Genomic DNA, 25,642 nt, shown 5'->3' with positions numbered 1-25,642 from the left:
CTCAGAGAATGGCGGCGATGCTGATCGCCACCGTAATCAGAATGATGAGCAGAACCAGCAGCGGCCAGATGAACACCAGCCAGCGGTCATAGGACACCCGGCCAATCGCCAGCCCGCCGATCACCACCGCAAAGGTCGGATTGATCAGGTTCACAAGGCCGTTGGCCGATTGATACGCGGTGACCACCAGATCGCGGCCCACATTGGCAAAATCGGCCAACGGCGCGAGGATGGGCATCGAGAGGACAGCGAGGCCTGATGAGGACGGCACGAGAAAACTCATCCCTGCCTCGATCCAGAACATCAGGTTGATGAAGGCCAACTCGCCCACGCCGGCCAATGTCTGCTCGGCGCTGTGCAGGATCGTGTCGGCGATCATGCCCTGCTCCATGATGACGACGATCCCGCGCGCCAGTCCAATGACCAGCGCCACGCCCAGAAGGTCACGCGCGCCGTCGACGAAACTGCCGGTCAGTTTCTTCTCGCCCATGCGGGCGATCACGCCGGTGACGATGGCGGCGCCAAGGAACAGCGCGCCCATGCGGGCCATCCACCAATCCTGACTGGCCACGCCCCAGATCATTACGGCAAACGTCGCCGCAAAGAGGATCAACACCAGTTTTTGGGTGCCGGACAGGACGTCATCCACCTCGCCCTCCTTGGCGTCCTGAAGGAACAGACGCTTGTGTGCCTCGGCCTGATGCGCCACGACCGAGCGGGAAGGATCGGCCTTGACCCGTGCGGCGTAGCGCATGACGAAGGCGGCGCAGATGGCAAGGCCCGCGACCAGAAGGATCAGCCGCAGCGCGATACCGTCGGTAAAGGGAATGCCTGCCGCATCGGACGCAATGACCGTTGCAAATGGGTTGATCGTCGATCCCAGAACGCCAATGCCGGCGCCAATCAGTATGACCGCGACACCTGTGACGGCGTCATAGCCTGCGGCGATCATTACGGGGATCAAAATGGCGTAAAACGCCAGCGTTTCCTCGGCCATGCCATAGGTCGTGCCGCCAAGCGCAAACAGCGTCATCAGGATCGGAATCATCCAGATCTCGCGACCTTTCATGCGGGTCATGGCTGCCCTGATGCCGGTATCAACGGCGCCGGTGGCGTTCACGACACCCAGAAAACCACCCAGAAACAGCACGAACAGCGCAACGTCGATCGCGTTGGCGGCATAGCTGTCGGGATCATAGAATCCGGCGATAGGCGCCAGCATCACATCGACAAAGCCCTGCGGGTTGCGCTCGACCAGCGCGTAACTGCCTGCAACGGCAACCTCGCGGTCCAAAGCGGCATCCATCACACGTTCATATTGGCCGGCGGGGATGATCCATGTCAGTGCAGCGATCAGGATGATCAACGCGAAGAGGATCGTGTAGGCGGTCGGAAAACGCGATTCGAGGATCTGATCATCATCGGGTGTTTTCTCCAGTTGTTTGTTCGGCACTTTTATCGCTCCCCTTTAGTTTGTTTGCTTTGAGGTCGGCCCCAAAGATGGAATGAACGCGGGGACATTTCGGGCGTAGGCATCAAATTGACCGCCGAATTGCGCCCGCGTCTCGCGCTCTTCTGCACGGGCCAGCCGCACGTACATCCAGATCAGCACCGGATACATCGCGAGCGTCAGCAGGGTCGGCCACTGAACAAGAAACCCTGTCAGCACCAGAACGAACCCCACATATTGCGGATGACGGACACGTGCGTAGGGCCCGGTCGTGGCCAGTGCTCCGCTTCGCTGCGCCTGATAAAGCACCCGCCACGCCGCCGAGATCATCCAGAACCCAAGCCCGATCAACACGAAGCTGAGCATGTGGAAGGGGCCGAAATGCGGATTGGCCTGCCAGCCAAACATCATTTCCGGCAGGTGCCCGGCATCATGGGAAAACCAATCGACCCCCGGGAAACGGGTCTGCAGCCAACCGGACAGCAGATAGATGGTTAACGGAAAACCATACATTTCCGAGAAAAGAGCAACGAGGAACGCGCTGAAAGCCCCGAAGCTGCGCCAGTCGCGCGCTGTCTGCGGCTTGAAGAAGCTAAATGCGAACATGATGAAGATCGCGGCATTGAGCAGTGCGAACAGCCACAAGCCATAGCCGGGAGTGTCGATCATGATTTGTCACCACCCCCGTGGCCGCCATGTCCGCCGTGCATGAACAGATGCATGACGACACAGCCGAGCAGAAGAAGCGCGAGAAAACCGTTACCGGCAAAGATGTGGATCCGGTGCTCGAACCCGAGCAGAATCGCGGCAATCGCAAGCGCGATAATGAGGCTGATCCCGAAACGCGACCGCCAGAAGGATTGCGCGGGTTTTGGGGGCCGGGTCGGCTCGATCTGGTGGGAGTCATCCGGGGTCATGTGCTGCTCGCTTTCTCTTTACGCTCAATTTCGCCATTTGCGTTTCCCCCGCTGCGATCAACGGCGGGGGCAGTAAGATCACTCGGGATCGTCTGGGCCAGCCGCGCCGGGTGTCTCGTCCAGGGATGAGAATATGTCGGGGTTTTCGTCGCCTTCGACGATGAGGTAACCGGCGAGACCGCGCTCGGCACGCGACAGCGCGTGATCGACGAGCACGAAACGCCCCGGCACCTCGCACTTGAACTCGACGATTCCCGAGCCTCCCGGAGGCACCACGATGGTCTGCACACTTTCGAGAGGCGGCGAAATCAGCGAGCCGTGCAAATAGGCTTTGTCGAATATCTCGCCGATTACTTGGAAGACGGAGGTATAGTTCGGACCGCCAACGCCAAAGTAAATGCGAACCGTCTCGCCCACTTTGGCCTGCAAGGGATAGTGATCTGTCAACGCTCCGACATGCCCGTTGAAGACGAGATATTCGGCACGTTCGTCAATCAGCTTGTCGTAGCTTTCAGTCAACACTCCGACGCTGCCAAATGGTTCTTCGGTATAGATTTCGCCCTGCATCACATAGAATTCGCGATCGACTGGGGTCAGCCCCTCTTCGGGTTCAACCAGGATGAGGCCGTACATCCCGTTGGCAATATGGAGCGCCACGGGAGCAACCGCGCAGTGATAGACGTAAAGGCCGGGGTTCAGCGCCTTGAACTTGAAGCTGTAGCTTTCTCCCGGGCCGGGCGCACCCAGAGACGCGCCGCCGCCAGGACCTGTCACAGCGTGGAAATCGACGTTGTGGGCGAACCAGCTGTCCTCGTTGTTCTTGAGGTAGACCTCGACGGTATCGCCCAGACGTACGCGCTGGAAGGGGCCGGGCACGGTGCCATTGAAAGTCCAGAACCGAAAACGGCTGTTGGTATCGAGATGGGCCTCGATTTCGATCGTCTCCAACTCGATCCGTACCGTGGCGGGTTCGGTCCGGGTGATCGGCGACGGTACGTTCGCGGGATTTTCGCTCACGTCGGCCATGCCGGGATGACTTGGGTTAGCGCTGTAGATCCGGTCGCCCAGACTCGCAGCGGGGCGCATACGGGATCCTGCACCCGACTGATTGCTCTGCGCAATGGTCGCCGATGCGCCGGCCATGCTTCCGAGTGTCACTCCAGCCGAACCGACAAGAAGGTTCCGGCGGCTCAGGCCTTGACCCCGCGCCTGTTGCGGGACCTCTTGTGCCTCGCTCTCAGGGGTGTTCGCGTCATGGATTTCGTGACCTGCCATTTGTTTGTCTCCTTTGCTTGCTTGGTTGCTTCCGTAAGAAACCCGATGATCGGATTTCCAAATTTGTTTCGGATCGACAACGCTGCATACTAATGCGGATACAAAGCCTCGCCGCGCCCGCTCGTTAGAACTTCAGCCGCCGCAGTCGGAGCGCGTTCAGCACGACCGACAGGGACGATGCGCTCATTGCGAAGGCGGCAAAGATTGGGCCGATCAGGATGCCGAGGAACGGGTAAAGCACACCTGCCGCAATCGGGACGCCCGCAGCGTTGTAGATCATCGCAAAGAAGAGGTTTTGACGGATGTTACGCATGGTCGCGTGGGACAGTTTCCGGGCCCGCACGATGCCATCGAGGTTACCCTTGACCAGTGTGAACCCGGCACTTTCGATCGCCACGTCGGCCCCGGTGCCCATGGCGATACCGACATCGGCCTGGGCAAGGGCAGGCGCGTCATTGACCCCGTCGCCAGCCATCGCGACCTTTTTACCCTCGGCCTGCAACTCCTTGATGATCCGGGCCTTGTCTTCGGGCAGTACGTCGGCGCGGATCTCGTCGATGCCCAGCCGGCTCGCGACGGCCTGCGCCGTGCGTTCGTTGTCGCCCGTCGCCATGATGATCCGGAAGCCCTGCTCATGCAGCGCCTTGAGCGCGGCCGGCGTGGTCTCCTTGACCGGATCGGCCACACTGACCAGCCCGGCAATGGCCCCGTCGAGCACGATGAACATCACCGTCTCGCCCTCGTCGCGCCGGGCGTTGGCGGTGTCGACCAGCGCGCCACTGTCCAGCCCCAGATCATGGATCAGGGCCGCGTTGCCGAGCGCGACGGACTTGCCGTCCACCCGACCCTTGACGCCCTTGCCGGTCACGGCCTCGAAATCTTCGGCTTTAGAAAATTTAATGCCACGTTCTTCGGCACCGCGCACGATGGCCTCGGCCAGCGGGTGTTCCGATCCCCGCTCCAGCGACGCAGCAAGGCGCAGCACCTCGGCCTCATCATGTCCTGCCTCCGGCAAAACCGCGACCAGTTTGGGTTTTCCTTCGGTCAGCGTGCCTGTCTTGTCCACGATCAGGATGTCGACCTTCTCGAACCGTTCCAGCGCCTCTGCGTTCTTGATCAGCACGCCCATCTGCGCGCCGCGGCCCGTGGCGGTCATGATCGACATCGGTGTAGCGAGGCCAAGTGCACAGGGACAGGCGATGATCAGCACGGCCACGGCGGAGACGAGGCCATAGGCCATCGCAGGATCCGGTCCCCAGATCGCCCAGGTAATGAACGACAGGATCGCGACGATGATGACGGCGGGCACGAACAGTCCCGCCACCTTGTCGGCGTATTTCTGGATGGGGGCGCGGCTGCGCTGCGCATTCGCGACCATCTGCACAATCTGGGACAGCATGGTGTCGGCGCCGATCCTTGTCGCCTCGATCACCAGACTACCGGTGCCGTTGATCGTCGCGCCCGTGACAGGCTCTCCTGCGACCTTTTCAACCGGCATGGGTTCGCCCGAAATCATCGATTCATCGACGGAGGAGCGACCTTCGACAACCACGCCATCCACCGGCACCTTGTCACCCGGGCGCACCCGCAGGTGATCGCCCAGCTGCACCTGGTCCAGCTCGATTTCTTCTTCGGTGCCGTCGGGCCGGACGACCAGTGCCGTCTTGGCGGCCATATCCAGCAGAGCGCGGATCGCCTTGCCGGTACCTTCGCGGGCGTGCAACTCCATCATCTGTCCCAGCAGGACCAGGACCACGATCACGGCGCCCGCTTCAAAATAGACGCCAACATTGCCGTTCTGGTCGCGGAAGCCTTCGGGGAATATCCCCGGTGCGATGACGGCCACGACGCTGAATATCCAAGCCGCGCCGACCCCCATCGAGATCAGACTGAACATGTTGAGATTCAACGTGCGGAACGAATTGTAGCCGCGGACGAAAAACGGCCATCCCGACCAGAGGATCACCGGCGTTGCAAGAACGAGTTCTGCCCAGAGTGAAGTGCGCTCCCCCAACAGTTCCATCAAATATGTGAATCCGACGAACGGACCCATCGCCAGAACCAGGAGCGGGACCGTCAGCACAGCACCGACCCAGAACCGCCGGGTAAAATCCACCAGTTCGAGATTCGGGCCGTCATCTTCCAGGCTCACCGTTTCCGGCTCCAGCCCCATGCCGCAGAGCGGACATGACCCCGGTCCGGGATGACGTACCTGCGGGTGCATCGGGCAGGTATAGACCGTCCCGTTGTAGCTGTCGGGCACGGTATCGTATTCGCCGTCCTTGACATTCACGCTTACGCCACCATGCGCGTCGGCGTGACCAGAATGGTCGTGATGCCCGTGCTCCGCAACTTCCCCTTCCGGTATCAGGTTCATGCCGCATTTTGGGCAGCGTCCTTCCTCAGTGCTGCGTATTTCGGGATGCATGGAGCAGGTGTAGACCGTTCCGGAATAGCCGTCCGGAACTGTATCAATGCTCTCCATGTCGTCCACCCTCTTGCCAAATTTACCCTTGGTTACGTTCATCTCGTGTCCTTTCCTGTCCTGCTCTCACCGCGGGTTTTCCGCGACGGGTTCGGACCTCAGTGAAACACCATGCCATTGACATGGAATCCGGCGTCGACATGTAAGACTTTGCCAGTGATTGCGGTTGTGTAGTCGCTGGCGAGCAAAAGCGCGGCGCGCCCGACCTCGTCAGTTGTAACGGTGCGGCGCAGCGGCGATTTCCGCTCGGTCTCGTCGATCAGCTCATCGAAATGCCGGATGCCCGAGGCGGCGCGGGTCTTCACCGCACCCACCGAAATTGCGTTGACGCGAATGCCTTTTGGCCCGAGCTCATGCGCCAGATAACGCACCGACGACTCGAGCGCAGCCTTGACCGGACCCATGAGACCGTAATGATCCACGACCCTTTCGGCCCCAAGAAAGCTGAGGGTCATCAGGCTACCGCCCTCTCCCATCAGCGGTTCGGCCAGTTTCGCCGTGCGGATGAAAGAATGGCAGGACACCTGCATCGATTGTGCGAACCCGTCGGCTGAACAGTCGATCAACCGACCGTGCAGATCTTCGGGTGGTGACCAGGCGATCGCATGCAGTACAAAGTCGAGACGCCCCCAGGCTTGGGTTATGGCGTTAAGGACTGCCTCCAGTTGACCGTCCCGTGCCACATCGCAGGGCAGCAGAATGGGGGCGTCGATCGCGGTAGCCAACGGCTCTACGAACGACCGGGCCTTGTCGTTGAGATAGGTCACCGCGAGGTCCGCGCCCGCCGCGTGGAAATTGCGCGCCGCCGCCCAGGCCTGGCTGTGCTCATTGGCGATGCCGATGACCAGCCCCTTCTTGCCGGTCATGTCGAGCAATCTGGCGGGGCTGACCGCAAGGGGAGAATCCTTCATTCTGCGGCCTCCCTGAAGGCGGCGGTCACGCTCAGGGGGCAACAGGACTGCTCTGCTTGCGGTGCAGCGGCGACGCTGTTCTCCTGCGGCTCTTGGCGCGCGTTGTCCGACCTGGCTTGATGGTGCATCAATGCCGCCACGGCGAGAGATGCCATCCGGGCGGAAGCAGGGTCAGAACGAGAGGTCAGCACGACGGGGGCCGACAGCCCGACAGCAACGCCGGCGGCAACTGCCCGCCCGAGATACTCCAGCGCCTTGGCAAGGATATTGCCCGAAACGAGATCAGGCACCAGAAGGATGTCGGCCTGGCCTGCGACATCTGACAGGATGCCCTTCTCCTTCGCTGCCAGCGCCGAAATTGCGTTGTCGAAGGCCAGCGGTCCGTCAACGTGCGCGCCGGTAATCTGACCGCGCCGCGCCATCAGCGTCAGGCAGGCCGCATCCAGCGTCGAGGCGATGCTGCTTGCGACCGTCTCGACCGCCGAAAGAACGGCGACGTTCGGCTCTGCACTTCCAAGGATGTGAAACAGATCGACGGCGTTCTGGCAGATCTCGGCCTTTGCAGTCAGGTCGGGAGCGATGTTGATCGCGGCATCGGTAATGCCAATCAGCCGGTCATGGCCGGGTACATCGACCAGAAAGACATGGCTGACCCGGCGACCGGGCAGACGCAGGCCACTGTCCTTGTCCAGCACCGCGCGCAGCAGCACATCGGTATGCAGGTTGCCCTTCATCAGGAAATCGGCCTCGCCACGGCGCACCATGGCCACGGCGCGGGCCGCGGCATCGGCATCGGACGTGGTCGGGATGATCCAAGCGGGATCGACGTCCCAGCCCAGATCGCGGCACAGGGCAAGGATCGCATCCGGTTCGCCCAGCAATCGAGGCTCGACAAGACCAAGTGTCACAGCATCGCGCAGGGTTTCGAGAACCACCGATTGTGCCGCATCGACCACAGCCACCCGAACCGGGGTCAGAGCGCAGGCTCTTTCGATCAGGTGTTGCAGCTTTTCAGAATTTGGGGACATGGTTCAGGCCTCCGTCTGTGCAGATTGCGGCGCCGGATGGACCGCAAGTTTCGCGGCCACATGGCAGGCGATCATCTTTTCTTCGTCAGTGGCGCGGGCCTCGACTGTCACTCCGGCACCCGGTTTTGAAATGACGCCGATCCCTGCCTGGTTGGCGCCACTGTCAAGGCAGACCCCGAGATATCCGAGTTCCGCACAAATCCGGCCGCGAACTCCGGCTGAATTTTCGCCGATGCCGCCGGTGAACACGACCCGGTCCAACCCGCCAAGCGCACCGGTCAGTCGCGCGAGATGCAGCCGAGCCTGATAGCAGAAGTAATCGACAGCCTCGGCGGCGGCTTTTTCACGGCTGTCGAGCAGATCCTGCATATCGCGGCTCAGACCCGAGATCCCCAAAAGTCCGCTTTGGTTGTAGAGCAGATCGGACATCTCGTCCGCCGTCATCCCCTCTTCGCGCATCAGATAGAGCAGGATGCCGGGATCAAGGTCGCCGCACCGCGTGCCCATCGGCAGGCCTGCGATAGTGGAAAATCCCATGCTGGTTTCGACGGGGTGGCCATTGCGGATCGCGGCCATCGACGCACCGTTGCCAAGATGCGCGATGATGATGCGTTCAGCACCGGTATTCACGCCATCCTTTTGCAACGTCTCCATGATGTATTCGTAGGAAAGCCCGTGAAAGCCGTAGCGCCGGACCCCGGATTCAGTGAGGGCGCGGGGCAGAGCCGTCATCCGCGCCATGCGGGGTATATCGTGGTGAAACGAGGTGTCAAAACAGGCCACCTGTAGCAGATCGGGCCGAGCCGCCAGCACCGCGTCGATCCCTGCCAGATTGGGTGGGATGTGCAGCGGCGCCAGCGACGTCAGGCGACGCAGTCGCTCCGTCAGCGCGGGTGTGACGCGTTTGGGGCAATCACATTCCGGCCCGCCATGAACAACGCGGTGGCCGACCGCAACCAGATCCAGCGATCCTGGAAGGCTTGCAATGGCTGTGAGCAACCGGGTGAGCGCTGCCTCATGACTGTCGAGCGAACCCGGTTCATCGACCACGACAGTTTTGCGCGCGTCGCTCAATCGGAAATGGGCATTTGGTGACCCGATCCGATCAATCGCCCCCGACCAGAGCCGTCTGGGGTTTCTGATTGCGGAAAACAGCGCGAACTTTAGCGAGGACGAACCCGCATTCAGTGTCAGGATGACCTGTTCAGACATTGGTGCCGTCCTTGGCCGATATAGCAGCCTCGGATTCAACGGCTTCAGCGCGTTTGGCGCAGCCCGGATGTGAGACGTGGCCTCGGTCTTTGTGCCCGTGGCGGAACAGATGCATCGCCACCATTGCACTACCGACAAGCAGGAGCACCCAATTTTCCAAAATCCATTGCATCTCTAGTGTCCCTTCCTGTCAGCTTGGCATGTGCGCGTTGTTTTCGCTGTCAGTCTCGTCATCGCCAGCGCCGAAGAGCGTCCTGAATGTGCGCTCAAAGCGGGCGTCGCGGGCAATGCGTGCCCGTTCGATGGCGTCACCGACCGCATCAATTGCGGCCCGCTCGCGCGCAAGCATGGGGTCGTTGCGCTCAAGGGGCTCACGGGTCTTGGAAATACTCTCCGCCGTCTGCCGCACGAGACGCATCCAGGGATTGAAGCGTTCCGAGAACATCAGGCGGCTGGTGCGCATCGGATGCATCGATTTCAGCATTTCTGCACTGGCCGGGGAGGTCATCAGCCGAACCCAAGGACTGACAAAGGCGGAATAGAACGCCTCGTTTTTCTCCGACAGGCGGGCGACCTTCTCGAAGGCCTCCGTCGGCACATCATGTCGCAGATCGGCGACGTCGCGCGGCTCGAACCGCACCTTGTAGTCCGGCGCGTGGCAATCGGGATCGCCCGAGGGATTGTCGATCTTCATCTCGTAAAGCCCGGGTTTCAGTTTGCCGATCCGCTCAAGGCTTTCAAGAATGGCCCGATGTTCGAGGCGCGCCACCGAGGCGGACACGAAAATCCCCAAGTGCCCTACATGGGCGTTGGTCATGTAGACGATCCTCTGTCCGGCAGACTTGAGATCGGCAGTGTCCTTGTAGACCGCAGGAATCCAGCCAAGCGCCTGCGCGGGCGGTGTGATGTTGTCACCGTAGGAGGCAAATACGATCATCGGATTCTTGATCTTGCGCAGGTCGGCGATGCAGTGATCGCCAATGTGCAACTCGCCGTTTTCAAGCAGGTTGCCGATGAATAAGTCCTGAGTGATTTCCAGGATCTCTTCGCGGCTGAGTGCGTAGAACCCGTTCCACCAGCGCTCGAAGTCGAGAAAGCGCTCGCGTTCGGTATCGATATTGGTCAGCAGGTTTGCGTATTTCTCCCAGATCGCCTTTTCCGGCTTGAGGCTCTCGAAATTCTGCGCAAGCCAGACGCCGTCGAAGCGGCCGTCGCCCAGATCGGCGATAAGATGAGCAAGCCATGATCCGCCCAGCAATCCGCCCGTCACCCGCATCGGGTTCACACCCTCCTCACCCGCCCAGTAGGACAGGGGCGAGCCGTTCAGCACCACCGGCCCCGCCAGACCTTCGCAATGCGCGGCCAGAATCGTAACAGCCCAACCGGCCTGGCAGTTGCCGTAAAGCACCGGTGCCGCGCCGTCGTGACGAGCCGAGACCTCCTCGACAAAGCGACGCAGGGCGAACAGAACATCGTCGAGCTTCTGGCCTGCGATGGGTTCGGGAAAGAAGATAACGAAATAGACTGGGTGCCCCTCGGCCATCGCCATCCCGACCTCGCTGTCGCGTTTGAACCCGCCGATGCCGGGACCATGGCCGGCGCGCGGATCGACAACAATCACCGGCGGCTTTGCCTCATCGACGCAATCGTCCCAGCAATTTCCATCAATTTCGGTGATCCGCAGCAGCGCGTAATTGGCAGGCTGATCGAACTGGCGCGCATCCAGCAGCGTCTCGTATTTGAAATCCAGCAGGGGCGGCATCCCCGCGCGGTCATGGGCGATCATGTTGTCGGCACGTTCACGCAGCGTGTCCATGAAAAGCACCGAGCGTTCCCACAGATCGCGGCCATAGGCGACGGGATCAGGTGACGCTTGATGATCCCCAGCGGATTTAGCTTCAGGATCCGTGTTTGCAGCTACTAATTTGTCGAACTTGGCTTGGGTGTTCATGCTTGTGTCCTCCGGGAAAAGAAGTTGAATGTCGGCACAAAGATCACGGCGATGTACCAGCCATAGGCAAAGCTCTCGGCCAGACCCAGAAGTGCGCTTGTCCAGCTGATCCAGGTTACGCCGGGCAGCAACGGCAACCACGCCTGGTACATTGTGGCCCCGGGAAACAGCAGTCCGAACACCACGCACAACGCAAAGTTCAGTGCCAGCAGGAGGCCAAGGGTCATGCCGACCGGATAGATGCGAATGGGATTTGGATTTGACAAATGAATCACTCCTTGAAACTTGACGTCGCGCAAGCGCGACCGGTTCCGTGTTTCCACGGGCTCAATATCAAGACGTTGTCAGAGGGAGATCATTACAGGCTCAGAAATCAAAACCTGTGAAAAAATCGGTGCCAACGCCGGATCGTCAAGCGATCGGCGGGCGAATGTCCAGTGCAACCATTTGGCTTCTGCCAAAAACCGGGTCCGGCATTGGGAGCCGGAAGCTCTTAATCAGGGGCTGTCTGGACCCAAGAGTATCGGCACTTATCATCTGCTGGTTGTGACAGAAAGATTGTGAAGGACAAGATGCATCATGTGACGATTCCACGGCAGCGTGATTGTCAGGACCCACATCCTGAGCATGCACGAGCAAATCGATGCCATTTCGATCGACATCAGCCGTCTGATGGACATCGGTGTGAACTATTCCAGCAATCAAAATAGCTGTCAGAAATGTTGCCATCAAAAAACGGAAATTCCGCACGATCTGCGTAAGCACAAAATGTCGATTGCTGTGGCCCATCCGCGCAACATAGCACGAAACGGGTCCAAATGATATTGACCTACGTCAAACTATTGCCATGTGCCCGGGCAGAAACGGCGAACACGCGGCGATTTCTGCCAGAAAACCGGCAGGCCTGACAATCAGGTGCCGCCACCTTGATGCCGTGACCTCTGCATTTCGGGGTCGCCCTGCCCAAACCACAGGACGGCAAGCCCGACAAAGGCCGGCAGGCTGGAGCCGACAAGTATCGCCAGACGCGCGCTGGCGGCCAGTGTCGGCGTATCAAACGCAAGAGCGGTGAAAGAGCCCATGGTAAACCCCACGCCAGCCAGAAGGCCGACATCATAGATATGTCGGAACCTGATGCCCGGTGGCAGCAAGCAGATGTTCAGTTTTACAGCGCACCAGGTCGCGCCAAGCACGCCGATCTGCTTGCCCAGAAACAGCCCGAAAAAGATCCCCATAGACACGCCGCTGGAAACATTGCGCAAGGTCTCGATCTCGATCGTGACGCCGGCGTTGAAAAAACCGAATAGGGGGACGATCAGGAGACTTGCCCAGGGATGCAGCATTCGGTGAGTTGTCAGCAGCGGTGAATTTCCGCGATAATCTTTGATCCCATTGGGGATGACGGCTGCGATCAGGACGCCTGCAAGGGCGGCCTCGATCCCTGCTTCGAATAGAGCCACCCAAAGCATCGCGCCCAGAACCGCCAACGCCAGCGGGTGAGCCTGACCAAGCCGGTTCAGGCCGATCATGACCCCGAACGTTACAAAGGCCAGGATCATTGGCAGGAATTGAATTTCCTCGCCGTAGAATACCGCGATGATCGCAACCGCCCCGAGGTCGTCAAAAATCGCCAAGGCCATCAGAAATATCTTGAGACCCACAGGGATGCGACGCCCCAACAGAGACAGGAGCGCGAGGGCCAGCGCAATATCGGTCGCCATCGGGATCGCCCAGCCGCGCAAGGCTTTAGCTCCCTTAGCGGCAAATTTGCAGCGACCAGCGCAAGCACAATGGCGCTGAGTATCAACACGCTGGAAATCCTGTCGAGGGTTAGGGACTCAACGGTCAATTTGGGTCCATTTCTTTCCGACCACGTCTCCAGTCAAGGCAGTTACGCCCCCAGCAGACCGCAACGCCGCAATAGAAGCAGTCCGTGAAGTCGGCCATGCCTGCGTGCATCTGTACCGTGTCAAAGATTTGCTTCCGCATTGGCAATTTAGTCGCGCGTCAGCGGGACTTCTGACATAGGCAAAGCGCAAGAAGAGGGTCTCAAGAGCACCACCATAACTGACATTCTGGAAAGGTGCGTGCTTGATGGCGCTATTCTTGGCAGCATTATAACAGAGACAGAAATCCACGCGAAAGCGCGCAAGACCCGTTAAGATCCACTGAGGGCCTCAGGCTCAGTACAGCGGGGATAGCCCTGAGGGTTTCATCGACGGCAAAACGATCACCGAAGCACCGTGAACAGACCGGTCGTACAGGTCAATCGCATCCTGGTTGAGCATCCGGATGCACCCCGAGGAGACGGCTTTCCCCAATTCCTGAGGCGCAGCATCGCCATGGATACGGTAGAGCGTATCGACGCCGTTCTGAAAGAGGTAAAGCGCCCTCGCCCCCAGCGGGTTGCCGGGCCCCGGATCCATACCTCCATTGGCCACAGAATAGGGCTCCAGTTTGGGTTGCCGCTCAATCATGCTGGCCGGCACTTTCCACCGGGGCCATTTACGGGTGAACTGTAGCCGCGCCGTGCCTTCCCAGGCAAAGCCCGCCGCTCCGACACCGACACCATACCGCGTTGCCTTTTCGCGGCTCTGGACGAAGTGAAGGATGGCCGCATCTGGGTCGACGACAATCGTACCGCGTGCATAGTTGGGCCATGGATTCACAACCTCCTGACGCCAATACTCGGGAGCCAAACTGCCCTCCGGAATGGCGGGAATCGGGTAGGGCTCGCCGGTGATCTCACCATAAAAGTCGGGAAGGGGCGGATATATCGGACTGACCGGTGCGGCAATCGCGCGCGGTACGGGACCTGCATTGGGGCGGGCGCAGGCGACAAGGCCTGTCATCGCGCCGAGAGCAACGAAGCTGCGTCGGGTGAACATAGGTAATTCCTTATTCCATGGATCGGGGTGGGGACGGCTATTCCGCCGAAAGTGGTGATTTCTGGCAAAGCTGCCAAGCCACATAGGCCCCTGGATATCTAGTCGGTGTTTGGGCAGCGTACGGCCACGCCTGAATGCTCCATCAGAGCGGCGATATCCAATCGACCGCTCCAAAATACATTGCGCCGTTCTCTGTTTCATCGACCCTGCCTTTTCTCATGCAGGAACCGCTGTTGGTCGATTTGAAAACCAGAGAAGAAGAACCCCCAATAGGATCATCGGCACCGAGAGTGTCTGGCCCATCGTCAGCCCCCAACTCCCGAACTGCAGCGCATGTCCAATGGGGTTCCCTTCGGTCACAAATTGCATGTCCGGCTGCCGGAAAAACTCGACAAAGGCTCTGGACAGGCCATAGCCCACCAAGAATGTCCCGGTAAGGGCACCGGGCCATTTCAGCCAGCCGCGCCGCCAGGCAAGGACAAGCAATACTGCGCCCAGAAAGAGGCCTTCCAGCAGCGCTTCGTAGAGTTGGGATGGGTGCCGCGCGCACAGTCCCTCGACACCCGGGCAGGCCTGCGCGGCCTCTCCCGGAAAAATAACGGCCCAGGGAACGTCAGTCGCGCGGCCCCAGAGTTCGTTGTTTGTGAAGTTGGCCAGCCGCCCGAGCAATAGCCCGGGCGGCGTCGCGATCGCCAGAAGGTCTGCAGTGCCGAGAAGCGGCGCACCTTGGCGGATAGAAAACACCAGACCGGCCACGGCCACACCGGTAAAGCCGCCGTGGAACGACATGCCGCCTTGCCAGACCATGAGAATCTCGAGCGGATTTTGCAGGTAGTATTGCGGTTGATAGAACAGGACGAATCCCAGGCGACCGCCGATAATCACACCGAGGATGATCCACGTGACTAGATCCCCGATCTGACTTGGGTTGAGCGGAGGCCCGGCTTTGGGCCAAAGCGCAGGAGTTTTGACGGCCCTCACGCAAATCTGCCAGCCAATGAGAATACCCGCGATATAGGCGAGGGCATACCAGCGCAGCGCGAAGTGAAACGTACCGATATCGATCGCGAAGAGTTCCGAGCCGATATCTGGGAAGGGAATGGCGGTGGGAAACATTGCTGGTCTTCCTAATCGTGGGAGTGAGATTCTGAATGGGGTTCGTCATTTGGGCGTTGGCGCAGAAACAGCCATTCAAACGCAAAGACAGCGGCCATCAGGCCAAGCGACACAAGCACGATAAGCGGGTCACTTTGCCATTTCAGTGCGCCAAAGACCGACAGCACCACGACATCCAGCGCGATCGCAGTGAGCATCACCCATCCGCTCGCCTTGATGTCCTGTTTCAGATGGCGGAACACACCCCAGTGGATGATGATGTCCATCACCAGATAGAAGAACGCGCCGAGCGACGCGATCCGGCTGAGATCGAAAAACACCGTCAAAAAGCTGGCGATCACCACGGTATAGATCAGCGTATGATCGCGGATCATCCCCGGCAGGCCGAAATGGCTGTGCGGGATCAGCTTCATGTCGGTCAGCATGGTCAACATGCGGGAAACGGCAAAGATGCTTGCGATCAGGCCCGATGAGGTGGCGACGATGGCCAGAAGGACAGTCAGATAGAAACCGGTCTGGCCGAGGGTCGGGCCTGCGGCTTCTGCCAGGGCATAATCCTTGGCGGCGATGATCTGCTCCAGTGTCAGACTGGACCCCACGGCAAATGCCACCAGCAGATAAACAATGACGCAAAGGCCGATGGATACGATGATCGCCCGTCCGACATTGCGATGCGGGTCGGTGACTTCGGCACCGCTGTTGGTGATCGTGGTGAACCCCTTGAACGCGAGGATCGACAGCGCCACGGACGCTATAAAGCCTGTGATTTGCGTCGTTTGTTGATCAGAAGCGGCTTCGAAAGAGATGCCACCCGCCCAAAGCGCCGCAGCTCCGAACAGCGCGATGCCGCCGACCTTGATGATGGCCATGACGATAGAGAACAGCCCGACGGATCGGTTGCCCGCTGCATTGATAAGGTAGGCAAAGACGATGAGGCCCACGCCGAGGGCTGGCACCAACCAGCCGGATTGGTCGAGGCCCAGACCGCGTAGGAGATACGTGGCAAAGGTTCGCGCAACGAGGCTTTCGTTGATCACCATCGACAGCGCCATAAGCAGCGCGGCCGCAGCTGCGATGGTTGTCGGACCATAGGCCTTTTGCAGGATCATCGCGATCCCACCGGCCGACGGATAGGCATTGGACATCTTGATGTAAGTGTAGGCGCTGAACGCGGTCACGATAGCGCCGACCACGAAAGACAGCGGAAAAAGCGGCCCGGCAAGCTGCGCGATCTGCCCTGTCAGCGCAAAGATACCGGCCCCGATCATCACGCCGGTGCCCATTGCGATTGCTCCGGATAATGTAATGCTGTTCGCCTTGTATTCTGAAGTCATTTGGCTTGCTCCTTCGCCGGATCGCGGTTGTTGTTCGTCGCCATCATGTGCCTCGCGTCTCGAACGGCCCGACACATGTCGCAAACCGGATTTCCGGAGGGAACCGCATGCGGCGGATGATCGCGCTGTTCAGTCACGATGTAGTCGCTTTCTGCGCCGGTCCCTTACCGCAACGATGACAAGAGGTGTCAGCGTCAGCGCGCCCAGTCCAATGGCGGCCCAGGCGGCGCGCCCCGGCTCTCCACTGACGGCTTCATTGCCGAAATGGGCCAGAACAAAACTTGCTGGAATGATTCCGGCGAGGGTCGCCACCGCAAAGCGCCAGAAGTGCAGACGACTGAGCCCGGCGGCGTAACTGACGATGTCGAAAGAGATGAACGGCATCAACCGGCTGGCGAAAACCGTGAAGGTCAGCGCATTCTGAGAGCCAAGCCAGCCTTTGTCCACCTTGTCGCCCAACCATCGGGTAAGCACGCCACGCCCCAGAAACCTCGCCAGGGAGAAGGCCGCCAAAGCGCCGAGTTCAGCACCGATGACGATATAGACGGTGCCAGCCGTATGGCCGTATGCAGCCCCGGCGGCCAGCGCAATCGGCGCACTTGGAATGGGCGACGCGACAATCGCGACGGTCATCAAGACAATGATGAGGATTGGCCCCCACCCGCCGACGGCGCTTACCCAGTGGGATATTCGCTCGCCATCAAGGCTTTCTATAAGGTCGGACAGCGGGCTGACAAACAGCGCCAGAGCAGCAAGGACAATGGCAGCTGCAAGGACCGCTTTTGCGGTTGTCCCGCTTAAAATGCCGCGCATTACTAAACACACCTCACGGAAGACAGCGAACGAAGAGAAATGCAGCGGCGAGCAGATCCAAAACGACGCAGAACGGAAATTACCGTTTCAGCATCGACGTGCCAGATGCCCTGCTCTTCGGCGGGGAGCCCAAGACGGCAAGAGCCGCAAATCCCAGCAGTTGAACAAGCGGATTCCGGGACAGCCCGGCAAGCGCCAAAGCCGATACAGGCACTATCGATCAATGCGAGCGTCAATACGGCAATCGCCACAGAGGCTTCTTCAGGCGCCAACAAGCGGACCGGAAAAATGGCTATGACCAGTCCCACGCCGACGAAACTGGCGCTAGCTTTCTGGGCGAGCGCGGGGATCTGACCTCCATCGACTGACATGCTGCGACGCCTCCCCATCCAGCCGGTTGCGTTCAAATCCGTCCAACCCTAATGATTCCGGTCGCTGGAAGGTCAAGGTATTGTCGGGAAATACTTCTGTCAGGCGGCGTCAACAGCCGCGCGCATCATGTCCCGCACCTCGCCCGCGACCTCGTGCAACTCCTCGTTGTCGATGGCCTGCATCGAGGCCACCGGATCGATTGCGCTGATCTCGGTGCCACCGTCCACTTCACGCAGGATGACGTTGCAGGGCAGCATCGCGCCCACCCGCGGCTCGATCCCGATGGCCTTGTGAGCCATTTTCGGGTTGCAGGCTCCAAGAATGCGATAGGGCTCCATATTGGCGTCGAGCTTCTTTTTCATCGTCGCCTTGACGTCGATCTCGGTCAGAATGCCGAAGCCCTTTTCTGCCAGCGCATCGCGGATGCGCAATTCGGCGTCGTCGATGGCGACGTCTTTCAGGATGCGGTCATAGGTATAGCTCATTTCGATCTCCTTTCGGTTACTGTGACAGGTAATTGACGAAGCTCAGGATTCCCGGCAGGACCAAAATGATGCCGAGCAGCATCCAAAAGCCGCCCATTGCGAAACCCATCATGTCGACCTCCAGTTCCGGTCAGCGAAGAGGTGGCGCCGGCCATCGGCCGACGCCGTAATCCTCAATTGTCGCCGGCGTCGTCAGCATCGTTCATGTCGGACCCCATACCCTGGCCCGCGCCGGGCTGACCCTGCATCTGCTCCATCATGCCCGAACGCATCTTCTGCATACGCTCCATTTTCTTGGCCGGTGCGGTCATTTCGTCGCTGGTGATGGCGCCGTCGCCGTCCGCGTCGAGATGCTGGAACTTGTCTACCATTTTCTCGCGGATCATCGCGCTGTGCAGCGCCTCGAACTCGGAAATCGACAATGTGCCGTCGCCGTCGCTGTCATACTCGGTCAGCTTGGCCTGCATCTGCTCGCGCATCTCCTCGGGCGTCACGTTGCCGTCGCCATCGGCATCGAGCATCTGCATCATGGCGCCGCCCATCATACCGGACCCCATATTGCCCATGCCGCCCATCTTGTTGCCGTGCATGCCGTGCATTTTCTGCATCATGCCCGACATATCGCCCATCATGCCGGAACCACCGCCCTGCATCATCATAGCGCCATCAGCGGGTTTTGCTTTGCCGCCGTGGCCGTGACCACTTTGAGCGTAGGCAGCACCGCCAAGTGCGGTTGCAGCAGCCATCGAGAGGGCAAGAATGAAACGTTGTGACATGGTAAACTCCTTTTCCGTTGTCATGACGCTAACCTAGGCATCTCAGACTTGGCCTGCACGGCTTCACGGTGAATTCTTTTGTAACGCATTGTAACGGTGGGCTGATCGTGCAGCTTTTTGCGTTACCAATCCCGTAGCGATCCCGAACCTCACTTCGCGCTGTCCTGAGAAGGCCGACATGCTGTTTTTCAAGGCCACAGACGTGTATGAAGCGGATGCCTTCTTGGCAAAAGGGTGGGTTGATCTGATGGTGGTTGGCACAGGTTAGGTCTCTCCGTCGGCCCGATACCATCACAAGTTTCTGAGTTGACCGTGGCGCATTTTATCGACACACGACCAGCATGGCATGGCTATATCGAAATTTCGATGTTCAAGCGGTTTTGAGACCGGCAGGTTTATTGCTGCTGACAATCATGCTGTTGCTCCAGGCGATACTTCCCGCTTCAGCATCCAATTCGCTGCAATGCCATACCCGCCATCAAGTCGAATCCCAACATGTCGACGACTGCACAATGCACGCGGCCCAGCCAGATGACTCGGCAGATGTCAGCTCTAAAGCCGAAGGTGAGGCCGGCAGCGCCATGCACTGCGGGCCGTCGATGTGCAGCGTTTATGTATCCTTTAATGCGTCGATGCCCGTTTCTGTGAGCACGCCGCTGGCTACAGATCGTTTGATCGAAGGCGGCGCGGTGCCTGCGTCCCTTTCGGGAACCACTCAAGACCGTCCTCCGCGCGACATCTGATCGATTGCCTGACGCGTGGTCGCATCCTGCGATCATGCGATGCTGATTGATTGGAAGCGGCACCTTTGCAGGAGCCGAAATTGAGGTACCCATGCGTGGACGATATTCGGCCCTGGCCGTTCTGGGGCTTGCTGCGGGCGCGGCAGGCGGGATTTATCTGGAAAGGGTTCATCTGAACCCGGCAGGCACGACCGACGCGGCCGGGCCGGACATTCTATATTGGGTCGCTCCGATGGATCCGAACTTCAGGCAACCTGGCCCCGGCAAGTCGCCCATGGGGATGGATCTGATTCCGGTCTACTCTGGGCAGGAAGAAGCGGGCGATCCCGCAGAAGTGACTTTGTCCGCTGGCGAGATCAATGCAATCGGCGTGCGCACGGCGATCGCCAAAACATCCGAGATTTCAAGGCGGATCGAGACGGTCGGCTTCGTCGGCTATGATGAACATTTGACGAGCCACGTTCACACCCGTGTCGAGGGCTGGATCGAGGCGCTCAACGTGCGGGCTGTTGGCGACCCCGTCGAGAAAGGCGATATCTTGTTCGAGATGTTCTCGCCCGTGATCGGATCGTCCAGCAGCGATCTGGTCCGCGCGATAGAGGCCGGTGACAAAAGGATCATCGATGCCGCGCGAAACGCCTTGCGCAGCCAGGGGATGTCGGATGAGCAGATCACCCGGATCGAGGCGAGCGGCACGTCTGTGCGCAATCTCGAAGTTCTGGCGCCACAGGACGGCGTCGTCATCTCGCTTGACGCGGCGGACGGGATGTTCCTGCAACCTGGAACCCGTGCCGTCTCGCTGACCGATCTCAGTGCCGTCTGGCTGATCGTTGACGTGTTCGAGCGGGACATCGCGCGGCTGACCGAAGACATGCGTGCCGTCGCCACGTTCGACCATCTGAGTGGCCGCACCTTCGAAGGTGAAATCGATTACGTCTACCCCGAGCTCGACTCCGAGACGCGCACTCTGCCCGTGCGTCTGCAGTTCAACAATTCCGAAGGGCTCTTGCGGCCCAACATGTTCGGCACTGTCAGCCTGATCCCGAACGAGACGCGCATGGCGCTGACAATCCCAACCGAAGCGATCATCCGCACCGGGTCCGCCGAACGCGTCATCCTGAAAACCGGCGAAGGTACGTACAAACCGCGCCTCGTCACGACGGGGCTGCGCGACGAATTCGGCGAAGGCGGACGTACCGAAGTGGTTCAGGGCCTCGCTCCGGGCGAAGAGGTCGTCGCGTCGGCGCAATTCCTGATCGACAGCGAAAGCGCGCTGAGCGCCGGATTGAAGCGCATGGCGCCAACGGACGACGCGCCTGCCGACGGGATGGGTGAGTTGATTGCATTGGATCAAGAGGCGCGGATCGCGACGATCCGGCACGGCGCGCTCGACGCGCTGGACTGGCCTGCGATGAGCTCGCGCTTTGCGGTGCGCGCGGATGTCGCGCTGGATGGTTTGCAGATCGGCCAGCACGTCGCCTTTCGCGCCGCGCGAGGCGCGGACGGGCTGCTGGGGCTCATTGCGCTGGGGAGCGATGATGGTGTTGCGGCAACAGGCAACGGGAGGGTTGTCGCGCTCACGGCTGATGGAAAACTGACGCTCGCCCATGATCCCATTCCAGAACTAGGCTGGCCTGCGATGCAGATGGACATGCCCGTCGCGGGGTTTGACCCTGCTTCGGTTCCGCTGGATGCGCCGGTCGAATTTGATCTGTCCAAGGGCCAGGGCGGCGTTTTCACGGTGGTGGCCGTTCGCGGCGAAGGCACGGACAGCGGCGATGACATGGCACATGACACGCCGATGACGGATTCTGCAGCCAAGGCCGCGCCGGACGCAGGCACGACACCGCCCATAACCGTACCCGGCACCATCGACGCCATCGATCCGGCCGCGCGAACGGCAACCATCACCCATGGCTCAATCACCGAAACCGGGATGCCCGGCATGACGATGGATTTCGCGATTGACCCTTCGGTAGATGCCTCGGCCCTGCCCGAGGGCCGCGAGGTCACCCTGAAGTTTCAGAAAAACCCCGATTTCTCGATGACCCTCGTCGGAATCGCGCAAGAGACGGAGGCCGTCCAGTGATCCGTGCCATAATCCGTGCGTCGATTGCCAACCGCGTCATCATCCTGGCGCTGGCGATCATGATGGGCGTCGTGGGCGTCTGGGCCATTCGAGAAACACCGGTGGATGCCATTCCCGATCTGTCGGACGTGCAGGTGATCGTGCGCACCCCCTATGCCGGTCAGGCGCCACAAGTCGTCGAAGATCAGATCACCTACCCGATTGCTACCGCCATGCTGGCCGTACCCGGCGCCAGCGCCGTGCGCGGCTTTTCGTTCTTTGGTGACAGCTATGTCTACGTGGTCTTCGAGGATGGCACCGATCTGTATTGGGCACGCACACGAGTGTTGGAATACCTCGGCCAGATCACGGCAAACTTGCCCGAAGGCGTGTCACCTCAGCTCGGGCCCGATGCGACTGGCGTGGGCTGGATCTATCAATATGCCCTCATCGACCGAACCGGCGGACATGATCTGTCCGAGTTGCGCACATTGCAGGACTGGTTCCTGAAATACGAATTGCAGACCGTCGATGGCGTGTCCGAGGTTGCCACCATCGGCGGTATGGTCAAGCAATATCAGGTCGTCGTCGACCCGAACAAGCTGCGCGCCTACGACGTGACGCTCGCACAGATCCGCAGCGCCATCGAGGACGCAAACCGCGAGACCGGCGGCAGCGTGATCGAGATGGGCGAGGCCGAGTACATGGTCCGCTCCACCGGCTACATCAACGAGTTGTCCGACCTTGCAAAGGCCCCGCTGATGGTGAACGCGCGCGGTGCGGCCGTCACATTGGGGGACGTGGCCCATATCCGCCTCGGTCCCGAGATGCGCCGCGGCGTGGGAGAATTCAATGGTGAGGGCGACGCGGTGGGCGGCGTCGTCATCCTGCGCTGGGGCGGCAACGCGCTGGCCACTATCAAGGCCGTCGAGGCGCGCATCGAAGAACTGCGCACCAGCCTGCCCGAGGGGGTCGAGATCGTCACCACCTATAACAGGGCGGGCGTGATCGAACGCGCCATCGACAACCTGCGCAAGAAGCTGACCGAGGAATTCATCGTCGTCATTCTGGTCTGCGCGGCGTTCCTTCTGCATATCCGCTCATCGCTGGTCATTCTGGTGTCGCTGCCACTGGGCATTTCCGCCGCCTTCATCGTCATGAAATTGCAGGGCGTAAATGCGAACATCATGTCTCTGGGCGGGATCGCCATCGCCATCGGCGCGATGGTGGATGCGGCCATCGTGATGATCGAGGCGATGCACCGAAGGCTGGAAAAGGAGAAACTGACCAACGAGAACCGATGGCGGATCGTCGGCGAATGCGCCTCCGAAGTAGGACCGGCGCTGTTCTACTCCCTCGCGATCATCACGGTCAGTTTCCTGCCTGTCTTCGTATTGGAAAGCCAGGAAGGACGGCTGTTCAAACCGCTGGCCTTCACCAAGACCTACGCGATGGCCGCGGCGGCGATCCTGTCCATCACGCTTGTGCCGGTACTGATGGGATATTTCGTGCGTGGGCACATCGTGCCGGAGCGAAAGAACCCGCTGAACCGGATCATCATCTGGATCTACCGCCCGTTTCTGGATGCTGCCGTCGCCTGGCCCTGGGCAACGACACTGCTGGCGGGTCTGGTGGTGGCGTCGATGTGGTGGCCCTTGCAGCGGATCGGAAGCGAGTTCATGCCCGAACTGAACGAAGGCGATTTTCTATACATGCCGACACTCTATCCGGGTATCTCCATCGGAAAGGCGCGTGAGGTTCTGCAGCAGACCGACCGGATGATCGCCACGATCCCCGAGGTTAAGACCGTTCACGGCAAGCTGGGCCGCGCGGACACCGCTACCGACCCCGCGCCCCTGACGATGATCGAAACGACGATTCAGCTGAAACCCGAGGCGGAGTGGCGCGAGGGCATGACCATGGAAGGAATTCGCAACAATCTGGACAAGGCCGTGCAGATTCCCGGCGTGACCAACGTCTGGATCCAGCCCATCAAGAACCGCATCGACATGCTGGCCACCGGCATCAAGACGCCGGTGGGTGTCAAGATATCCGGCGCCGATCTGCGCGTGATCGAAGAGATCGGGATCGAGGTGGAACGCACGGTCGCCAACGTGGAAGGTACCGCCTCGGCCTATGCAGAACGGCCGATCGGCGGACGTTTCATCGAGATCACGCCCGACCGCGATGCGGCCGCCCGCTATATGATGAGCGTGCGGGACATTCAGGACGTGGTTCAGACCGCCATCGGCGGGATGCAGGTTTCGGAATCCGTCGAGGGACTGGAGCGTTATCCGATCAATATGCGCTATCCGCAGGAATGGCGCGACAGTCCCGAAACCCTGCGCGATCTGCCCGTCGTCACACCCTCGGGAGCGCATATCCCGCTGGGGGCGTTGGCCGAGGTAAAGATCGTTGACGGTCCTGCCATGATCCGCTCCGAAAACGCGCGGCGCACCGGTTTCGTCTTTATCGATATCGCCGGGCGCGATCTGGGCGGATATGTGAAAGAGGCCCGCGCACTCGTGGCCGATCAGGTCACGCTGCCGCCGGGCTATTCGATCACCTGGTCAGGCCAGTACGAATATATCGAACGGATGCAGGAACGGCTGACGCTGGTTGCCCCCGCGACACTGCTGATCATAACCCTGATGCTGTTTCTGGCGTTCAACCGGATCATCGAAGTGGCTATCATCCTTGCGGCCCTGCCTGTGGCCCTAGCCGGGGGCGTGTGGTTTCTGTGGTATCTCAGCTTCGACATTTCCGTCGCCGTGCTGGTGGGTTTCATCGCGCTGGCGGGCGTGGCGGTCGAGACAGCCATCGTGATGCTGCTTTATCTCAACCTCGCCTGGGACAAGCGCAAGGAGCGGGCGATACTTGAATCGCGGCTGATGACCGCGACCGATGTCGAGGAGGTGGTGTTCGAAGGCGCGCTCTTGCGAGTGCGTCCCAAGATCATGACCGTCGCGACAATTTTCGCAGGCCTGATCCCGATCATGTACGGCACGGGGACCGGCTCGGAGATCATGCAGCGGATCGCCGCGCCAATGGTGGGCGGTATGGCAACCGCGACCTTGCTAACCCTGTTCGTGATCCCGTCAATCTTCGTGATCTGGAAACGGCTGGCCCTGAAACGGGTCAACCGTGAGTTGCAGCGCCCGGCCCCGACCGATGCAATTGCCACCCTAGCCGAATGACGCTTGGCCATAACTCCACTGAAAGGACTACCAATGAAAACCCTCTCACTTTCGATCCTCGCCCTTGTGTTGTCAGCGCCCCTGGCGATGGCGCAAACCAGCGACAGGACGGATCATTCCCAGATGCAGATGAGCGATACGCAAATGGAAGGCGCGGTGCATACCACCGCCACCCTGAATTCCATCGGCGACGGCACCGTCAATGTCAGCCATGATCCGATCCCCGAAATAGGCTGGCCCGCGATGACCATGGATTTTGCCCTCACTGCCGAGGCGCAGATGATGGGCGAGGTTTCGGTCGGAGACAAAGTCACTCTGATGCTGATCAAGGGCGAAGATGGCATGTATGCCATTGGCGCTATGGTGCCGGAGTAAAACCGCGTGCCGGTCTGGAACTGAGTGAGCGGGAGCAGCTGTGTTTCGCTGGCCTCGCCAGCTAAAACGCGTGCTGGACGTTCCTGAACGTGGTGGATCGGATTGACGATTAATCTGTCTGGCTCTGAAGCCCATATCTTGCAGATGTATTCGTAAGGCGTAAGGCGTAAGGCCGCCGAGGGTCTTGCGCCTGCGCGCGAAATTTTAGGCTGCCATGAAGTCGGTGAGATGCGTGCGGGTATTGCC

General features: G+C 60.1%; 23 protein-coding genes and 2 pseudogenes. 5 read left to right on the top strand and 20 right to left on the bottom strand.

Going from position 1 to position 25,642, the window contains the following annotated elements:
- Position 1: 1 nt before the first annotated feature.
- The 11 genes from FGD77_RS01185 to FGD77_RS01135 form a co-directional block, all read right to left on the bottom strand.
- Complete coding sequence (locus FGD77_RS01185) at positions 2 to 1,453, bottom strand: YfcC family protein (protein ID WP_255005680.1); 1,452 nt, start codon at positions 1,451 to 1,453, stop codon at positions 2 to 4.
- A gap of 15 nt (positions 1,454 to 1,468) precedes the next feature.
- The gene (locus tag FGD77_RS01180; protein WP_255005678.1) at positions 1,469 to 2,119 is read right to left on the bottom strand and encodes an isoprenylcysteine carboxylmethyltransferase family protein; all 651 of its coding nucleotides are present in this window, start codon (positions 2,117 to 2,119) and stop codon (positions 1,469 to 1,471) included.
- Positions 2,116 to 2,367, bottom strand: a complete 252-nt coding sequence (locus FGD77_RS01175; protein ID WP_255005675.1) for a DUF2933 domain-containing protein — start codon at positions 2,365 to 2,367, stop codon at positions 2,116 to 2,118. The genes FGD77_RS01180 and FGD77_RS01175 overlap by 4 nt, the downstream gene beginning before the upstream one ends.
- Before the next feature lie 78 nt (positions 2,368 to 2,445).
- Entirely contained in the window at positions 2,446 to 3,642 is a 1,197-nt protein-coding gene (gene nirK / locus FGD77_RS01170) for a copper-containing nitrite reductase (RefSeq protein WP_255005674.1), read from the bottom strand.
- Between the two features lie 124 nt (positions 3,643 to 3,766).
- Positions 3,767 to 6,127, bottom strand: a complete 2,361-nt coding sequence (locus tag FGD77_RS01165; protein ID WP_255005707.1) for a copper-translocating P-type ATPase — start codon at positions 6,125 to 6,127, stop codon at positions 3,767 to 3,769.
- A gap of 98 nt (positions 6,128 to 6,225) precedes the next feature.
- The gene (gene fabI / locus FGD77_RS01160) at positions 6,226 to 6,993 is read right to left on the bottom strand and encodes an enoyl-ACP reductase FabI (protein WP_255005673.1); all 768 of its coding nucleotides are present in this window, start codon (positions 6,991 to 6,993) and stop codon (positions 6,226 to 6,228) included.
- A gap of 41 nt (positions 6,994 to 7,034) precedes the next feature.
- On the bottom strand, positions 7,035 to 8,066 hold the full coding sequence (locus tag FGD77_RS01155) for a bifunctional enoyl-CoA hydratase/phosphate acetyltransferase (protein ID WP_255005671.1): 1,032 nt from the start codon (positions 8,064 to 8,066) through the stop codon (positions 7,035 to 7,037).
- A gap of 3 nt (positions 8,067 to 8,069) precedes the next feature.
- Positions 8,070 to 9,278 carry an acetate/propionate family kinase gene (locus FGD77_RS01150; protein WP_255005669.1) on the bottom strand — a complete coding sequence of 403 codons (1,209 nt, stop codon included), beginning with the start codon at positions 9,276 to 9,278 and terminating at the stop codon, positions 8,070 to 8,072.
- Positions 9,271 to 9,450, bottom strand: coding sequence for a hypothetical protein (locus tag FGD77_RS01145; RefSeq protein WP_255005667.1), 180 nt, complete (start codon positions 9,448 to 9,450; stop codon positions 9,271 to 9,273). Before FGD77_RS01145 ends, FGD77_RS01150 begins: the two co-directional genes overlap by 8 nt.
- 18 nt (positions 9,451 to 9,468) lie before the next feature.
- Positions 9,469 to 11,229: a DUF3141 domain-containing protein gene (locus FGD77_RS01140; RefSeq protein ID WP_255005665.1), complete on the bottom strand. Its 1,761-nt coding sequence runs from the start codon at positions 11,227 to 11,229 to the stop codon at positions 9,469 to 9,471.
- Positions 11,226 to 11,495 (bottom strand): DUF5676 family membrane protein, encoded by a 270-nt coding sequence (locus tag FGD77_RS01135; protein ID WP_255005663.1) that lies wholly within the window; start codon positions 11,493 to 11,495, stop codon positions 11,226 to 11,228. The genes FGD77_RS01140 and FGD77_RS01135 overlap by 4 nt, the downstream gene beginning before the upstream one ends.
- Positions 11,496 to 11,856: 361 nt before the next feature.
- Here FGD77_RS01135 and FGD77_RS01130 point away from each other — a divergent pair, with 361 nt between their 5' ends.
- Positions 11,857 to 12,051 (top strand): hypothetical protein, encoded by a 195-nt coding sequence (locus tag FGD77_RS01130; RefSeq protein WP_255005660.1) that lies wholly within the window; start codon positions 11,857 to 11,859, stop codon positions 12,049 to 12,051.
- Between the two features lie 89 nt (positions 12,052 to 12,140).
- Here the strand turns inward: FGD77_RS01130 and FGD77_RS01125 are convergent.
- The 8 genes and pseudogenes from FGD77_RS01125 to FGD77_RS01090 all read right to left on the bottom strand — a co-directional run.
- Positions 12,141 to 12,974, bottom strand: a pseudogene (locus FGD77_RS01125) (Na+/H+ antiporter NhaA); the annotation flags it as partial.
- Between the two features lie 438 nt (positions 12,975 to 13,412).
- Entirely contained in the window at positions 13,413 to 14,117 is a 705-nt protein-coding gene (locus tag FGD77_RS01120; RefSeq protein WP_255005658.1) for a L,D-transpeptidase, read from the bottom strand.
- A 216-nt stretch (positions 14,118 to 14,333) separates the two neighbouring features.
- Positions 14,334 to 15,233 (bottom strand): prolipoprotein diacylglyceryl transferase, encoded by a 900-nt coding sequence (gene lgt, locus FGD77_RS01115; protein WP_255005656.1) that lies wholly within the window; start codon positions 15,231 to 15,233, stop codon positions 14,334 to 14,336.
- A gap of 11 nt (positions 15,234 to 15,244) precedes the next feature.
- Positions 15,245 to 16,567 (bottom strand): APC family permease, encoded by a 1,323-nt coding sequence (locus FGD77_RS01110; RefSeq protein WP_255005654.1) that lies wholly within the window; start codon positions 16,565 to 16,567, stop codon positions 15,245 to 15,247.
- Positions 16,568 to 16,696: 129 nt separating this feature from the next.
- Positions 16,697 to 17,380 carry a TVP38/TMEM64 family protein gene (locus FGD77_RS01105; protein ID WP_255005652.1) on the bottom strand — a complete coding sequence of 228 codons (684 nt, stop codon included), beginning with the start codon at positions 17,378 to 17,380 and terminating at the stop codon, positions 16,697 to 16,699.
- 2 nt (positions 17,381 to 17,382) lie between these two features.
- Positions 17,383 to 17,751: a hypothetical protein gene (locus FGD77_RS01100; protein ID WP_255005650.1), complete on the bottom strand. Its 369-nt coding sequence runs from the start codon at positions 17,749 to 17,751 to the stop codon at positions 17,383 to 17,385.
- A 99-nt stretch (positions 17,752 to 17,850) separates the two neighbouring features.
- Entirely contained in the window at positions 17,851 to 18,237 is a 387-nt protein-coding gene (locus tag FGD77_RS01095) for a DUF302 domain-containing protein (protein ID WP_255005648.1), read from the bottom strand.
- Between the two features lie 173 nt (positions 18,238 to 18,410).
- Complete coding sequence (locus tag FGD77_RS01090) at positions 18,411 to 19,013, bottom strand: EF-hand domain-containing protein (RefSeq protein ID WP_255005645.1); 603 nt, start codon at positions 19,011 to 19,013, stop codon at positions 18,411 to 18,413.
- Between the two features lie 341 nt (positions 19,014 to 19,354).
- Here FGD77_RS01090 and FGD77_RS01085 point away from each other — a divergent pair, with 341 nt between their 5' ends.
- The 4 genes from FGD77_RS01085 (at position 19,355) to FGD77_RS01070 (ending at position 25,396) form a co-directional block, all read left to right on the top strand.
- Positions 19,355 to 19,756, top strand: coding sequence for a hypothetical protein (locus FGD77_RS01085; protein WP_255005643.1), 402 nt, complete (start codon positions 19,355 to 19,357; stop codon positions 19,754 to 19,756).
- 91 nt (positions 19,757 to 19,847) lie between these two features.
- Positions 19,848 to 21,845, top strand: coding sequence for an efflux RND transporter periplasmic adaptor subunit (locus FGD77_RS01080; protein ID WP_255005641.1), 1,998 nt, complete (start codon positions 19,848 to 19,850; stop codon positions 21,843 to 21,845).
- On the top strand, positions 21,842 to 25,021 hold the full coding sequence (locus FGD77_RS01075) for a CusA/CzcA family heavy metal efflux RND transporter (protein ID WP_255005639.1): 3,180 nt from the start codon (positions 21,842 to 21,844) through the stop codon (positions 25,019 to 25,021). Before FGD77_RS01080 ends, FGD77_RS01075 begins: the two co-directional genes overlap by 4 nt.
- Positions 25,022 to 25,054: 33 nt before the next feature.
- The gene (locus FGD77_RS01070; RefSeq protein WP_255005637.1) at positions 25,055 to 25,396 is read left to right on the top strand and encodes a copper-binding protein; all 342 of its coding nucleotides are present in this window, start codon (positions 25,055 to 25,057) and stop codon (positions 25,394 to 25,396) included.
- Positions 25,397 to 25,485: 89 nt separating this feature from the next.
- Here the strand turns inward: FGD77_RS01070 and FGD77_RS01065 are convergent.
- Positions 25,486 to 25,633: pseudogene (locus FGD77_RS01065) on the bottom strand (IS481 family transposase); the annotation flags it as partial.
- Between the last annotated feature and the right edge of the window lie 9 nt (positions 25,634 to 25,642).

Origin of the sequence: Roseovarius sp. M141 (genome assembly GCF_024355225.1) — a bacterium.
GTDB lineage: Bacteria > Pseudomonadota > Alphaproteobacteria > Rhodobacterales > Rhodobacteraceae > Roseovarius.
The sequence above is the reverse complement of the archived record's forward strand: the minus strand, read 5'-3'. Positions and strand labels throughout refer to the sequence as shown.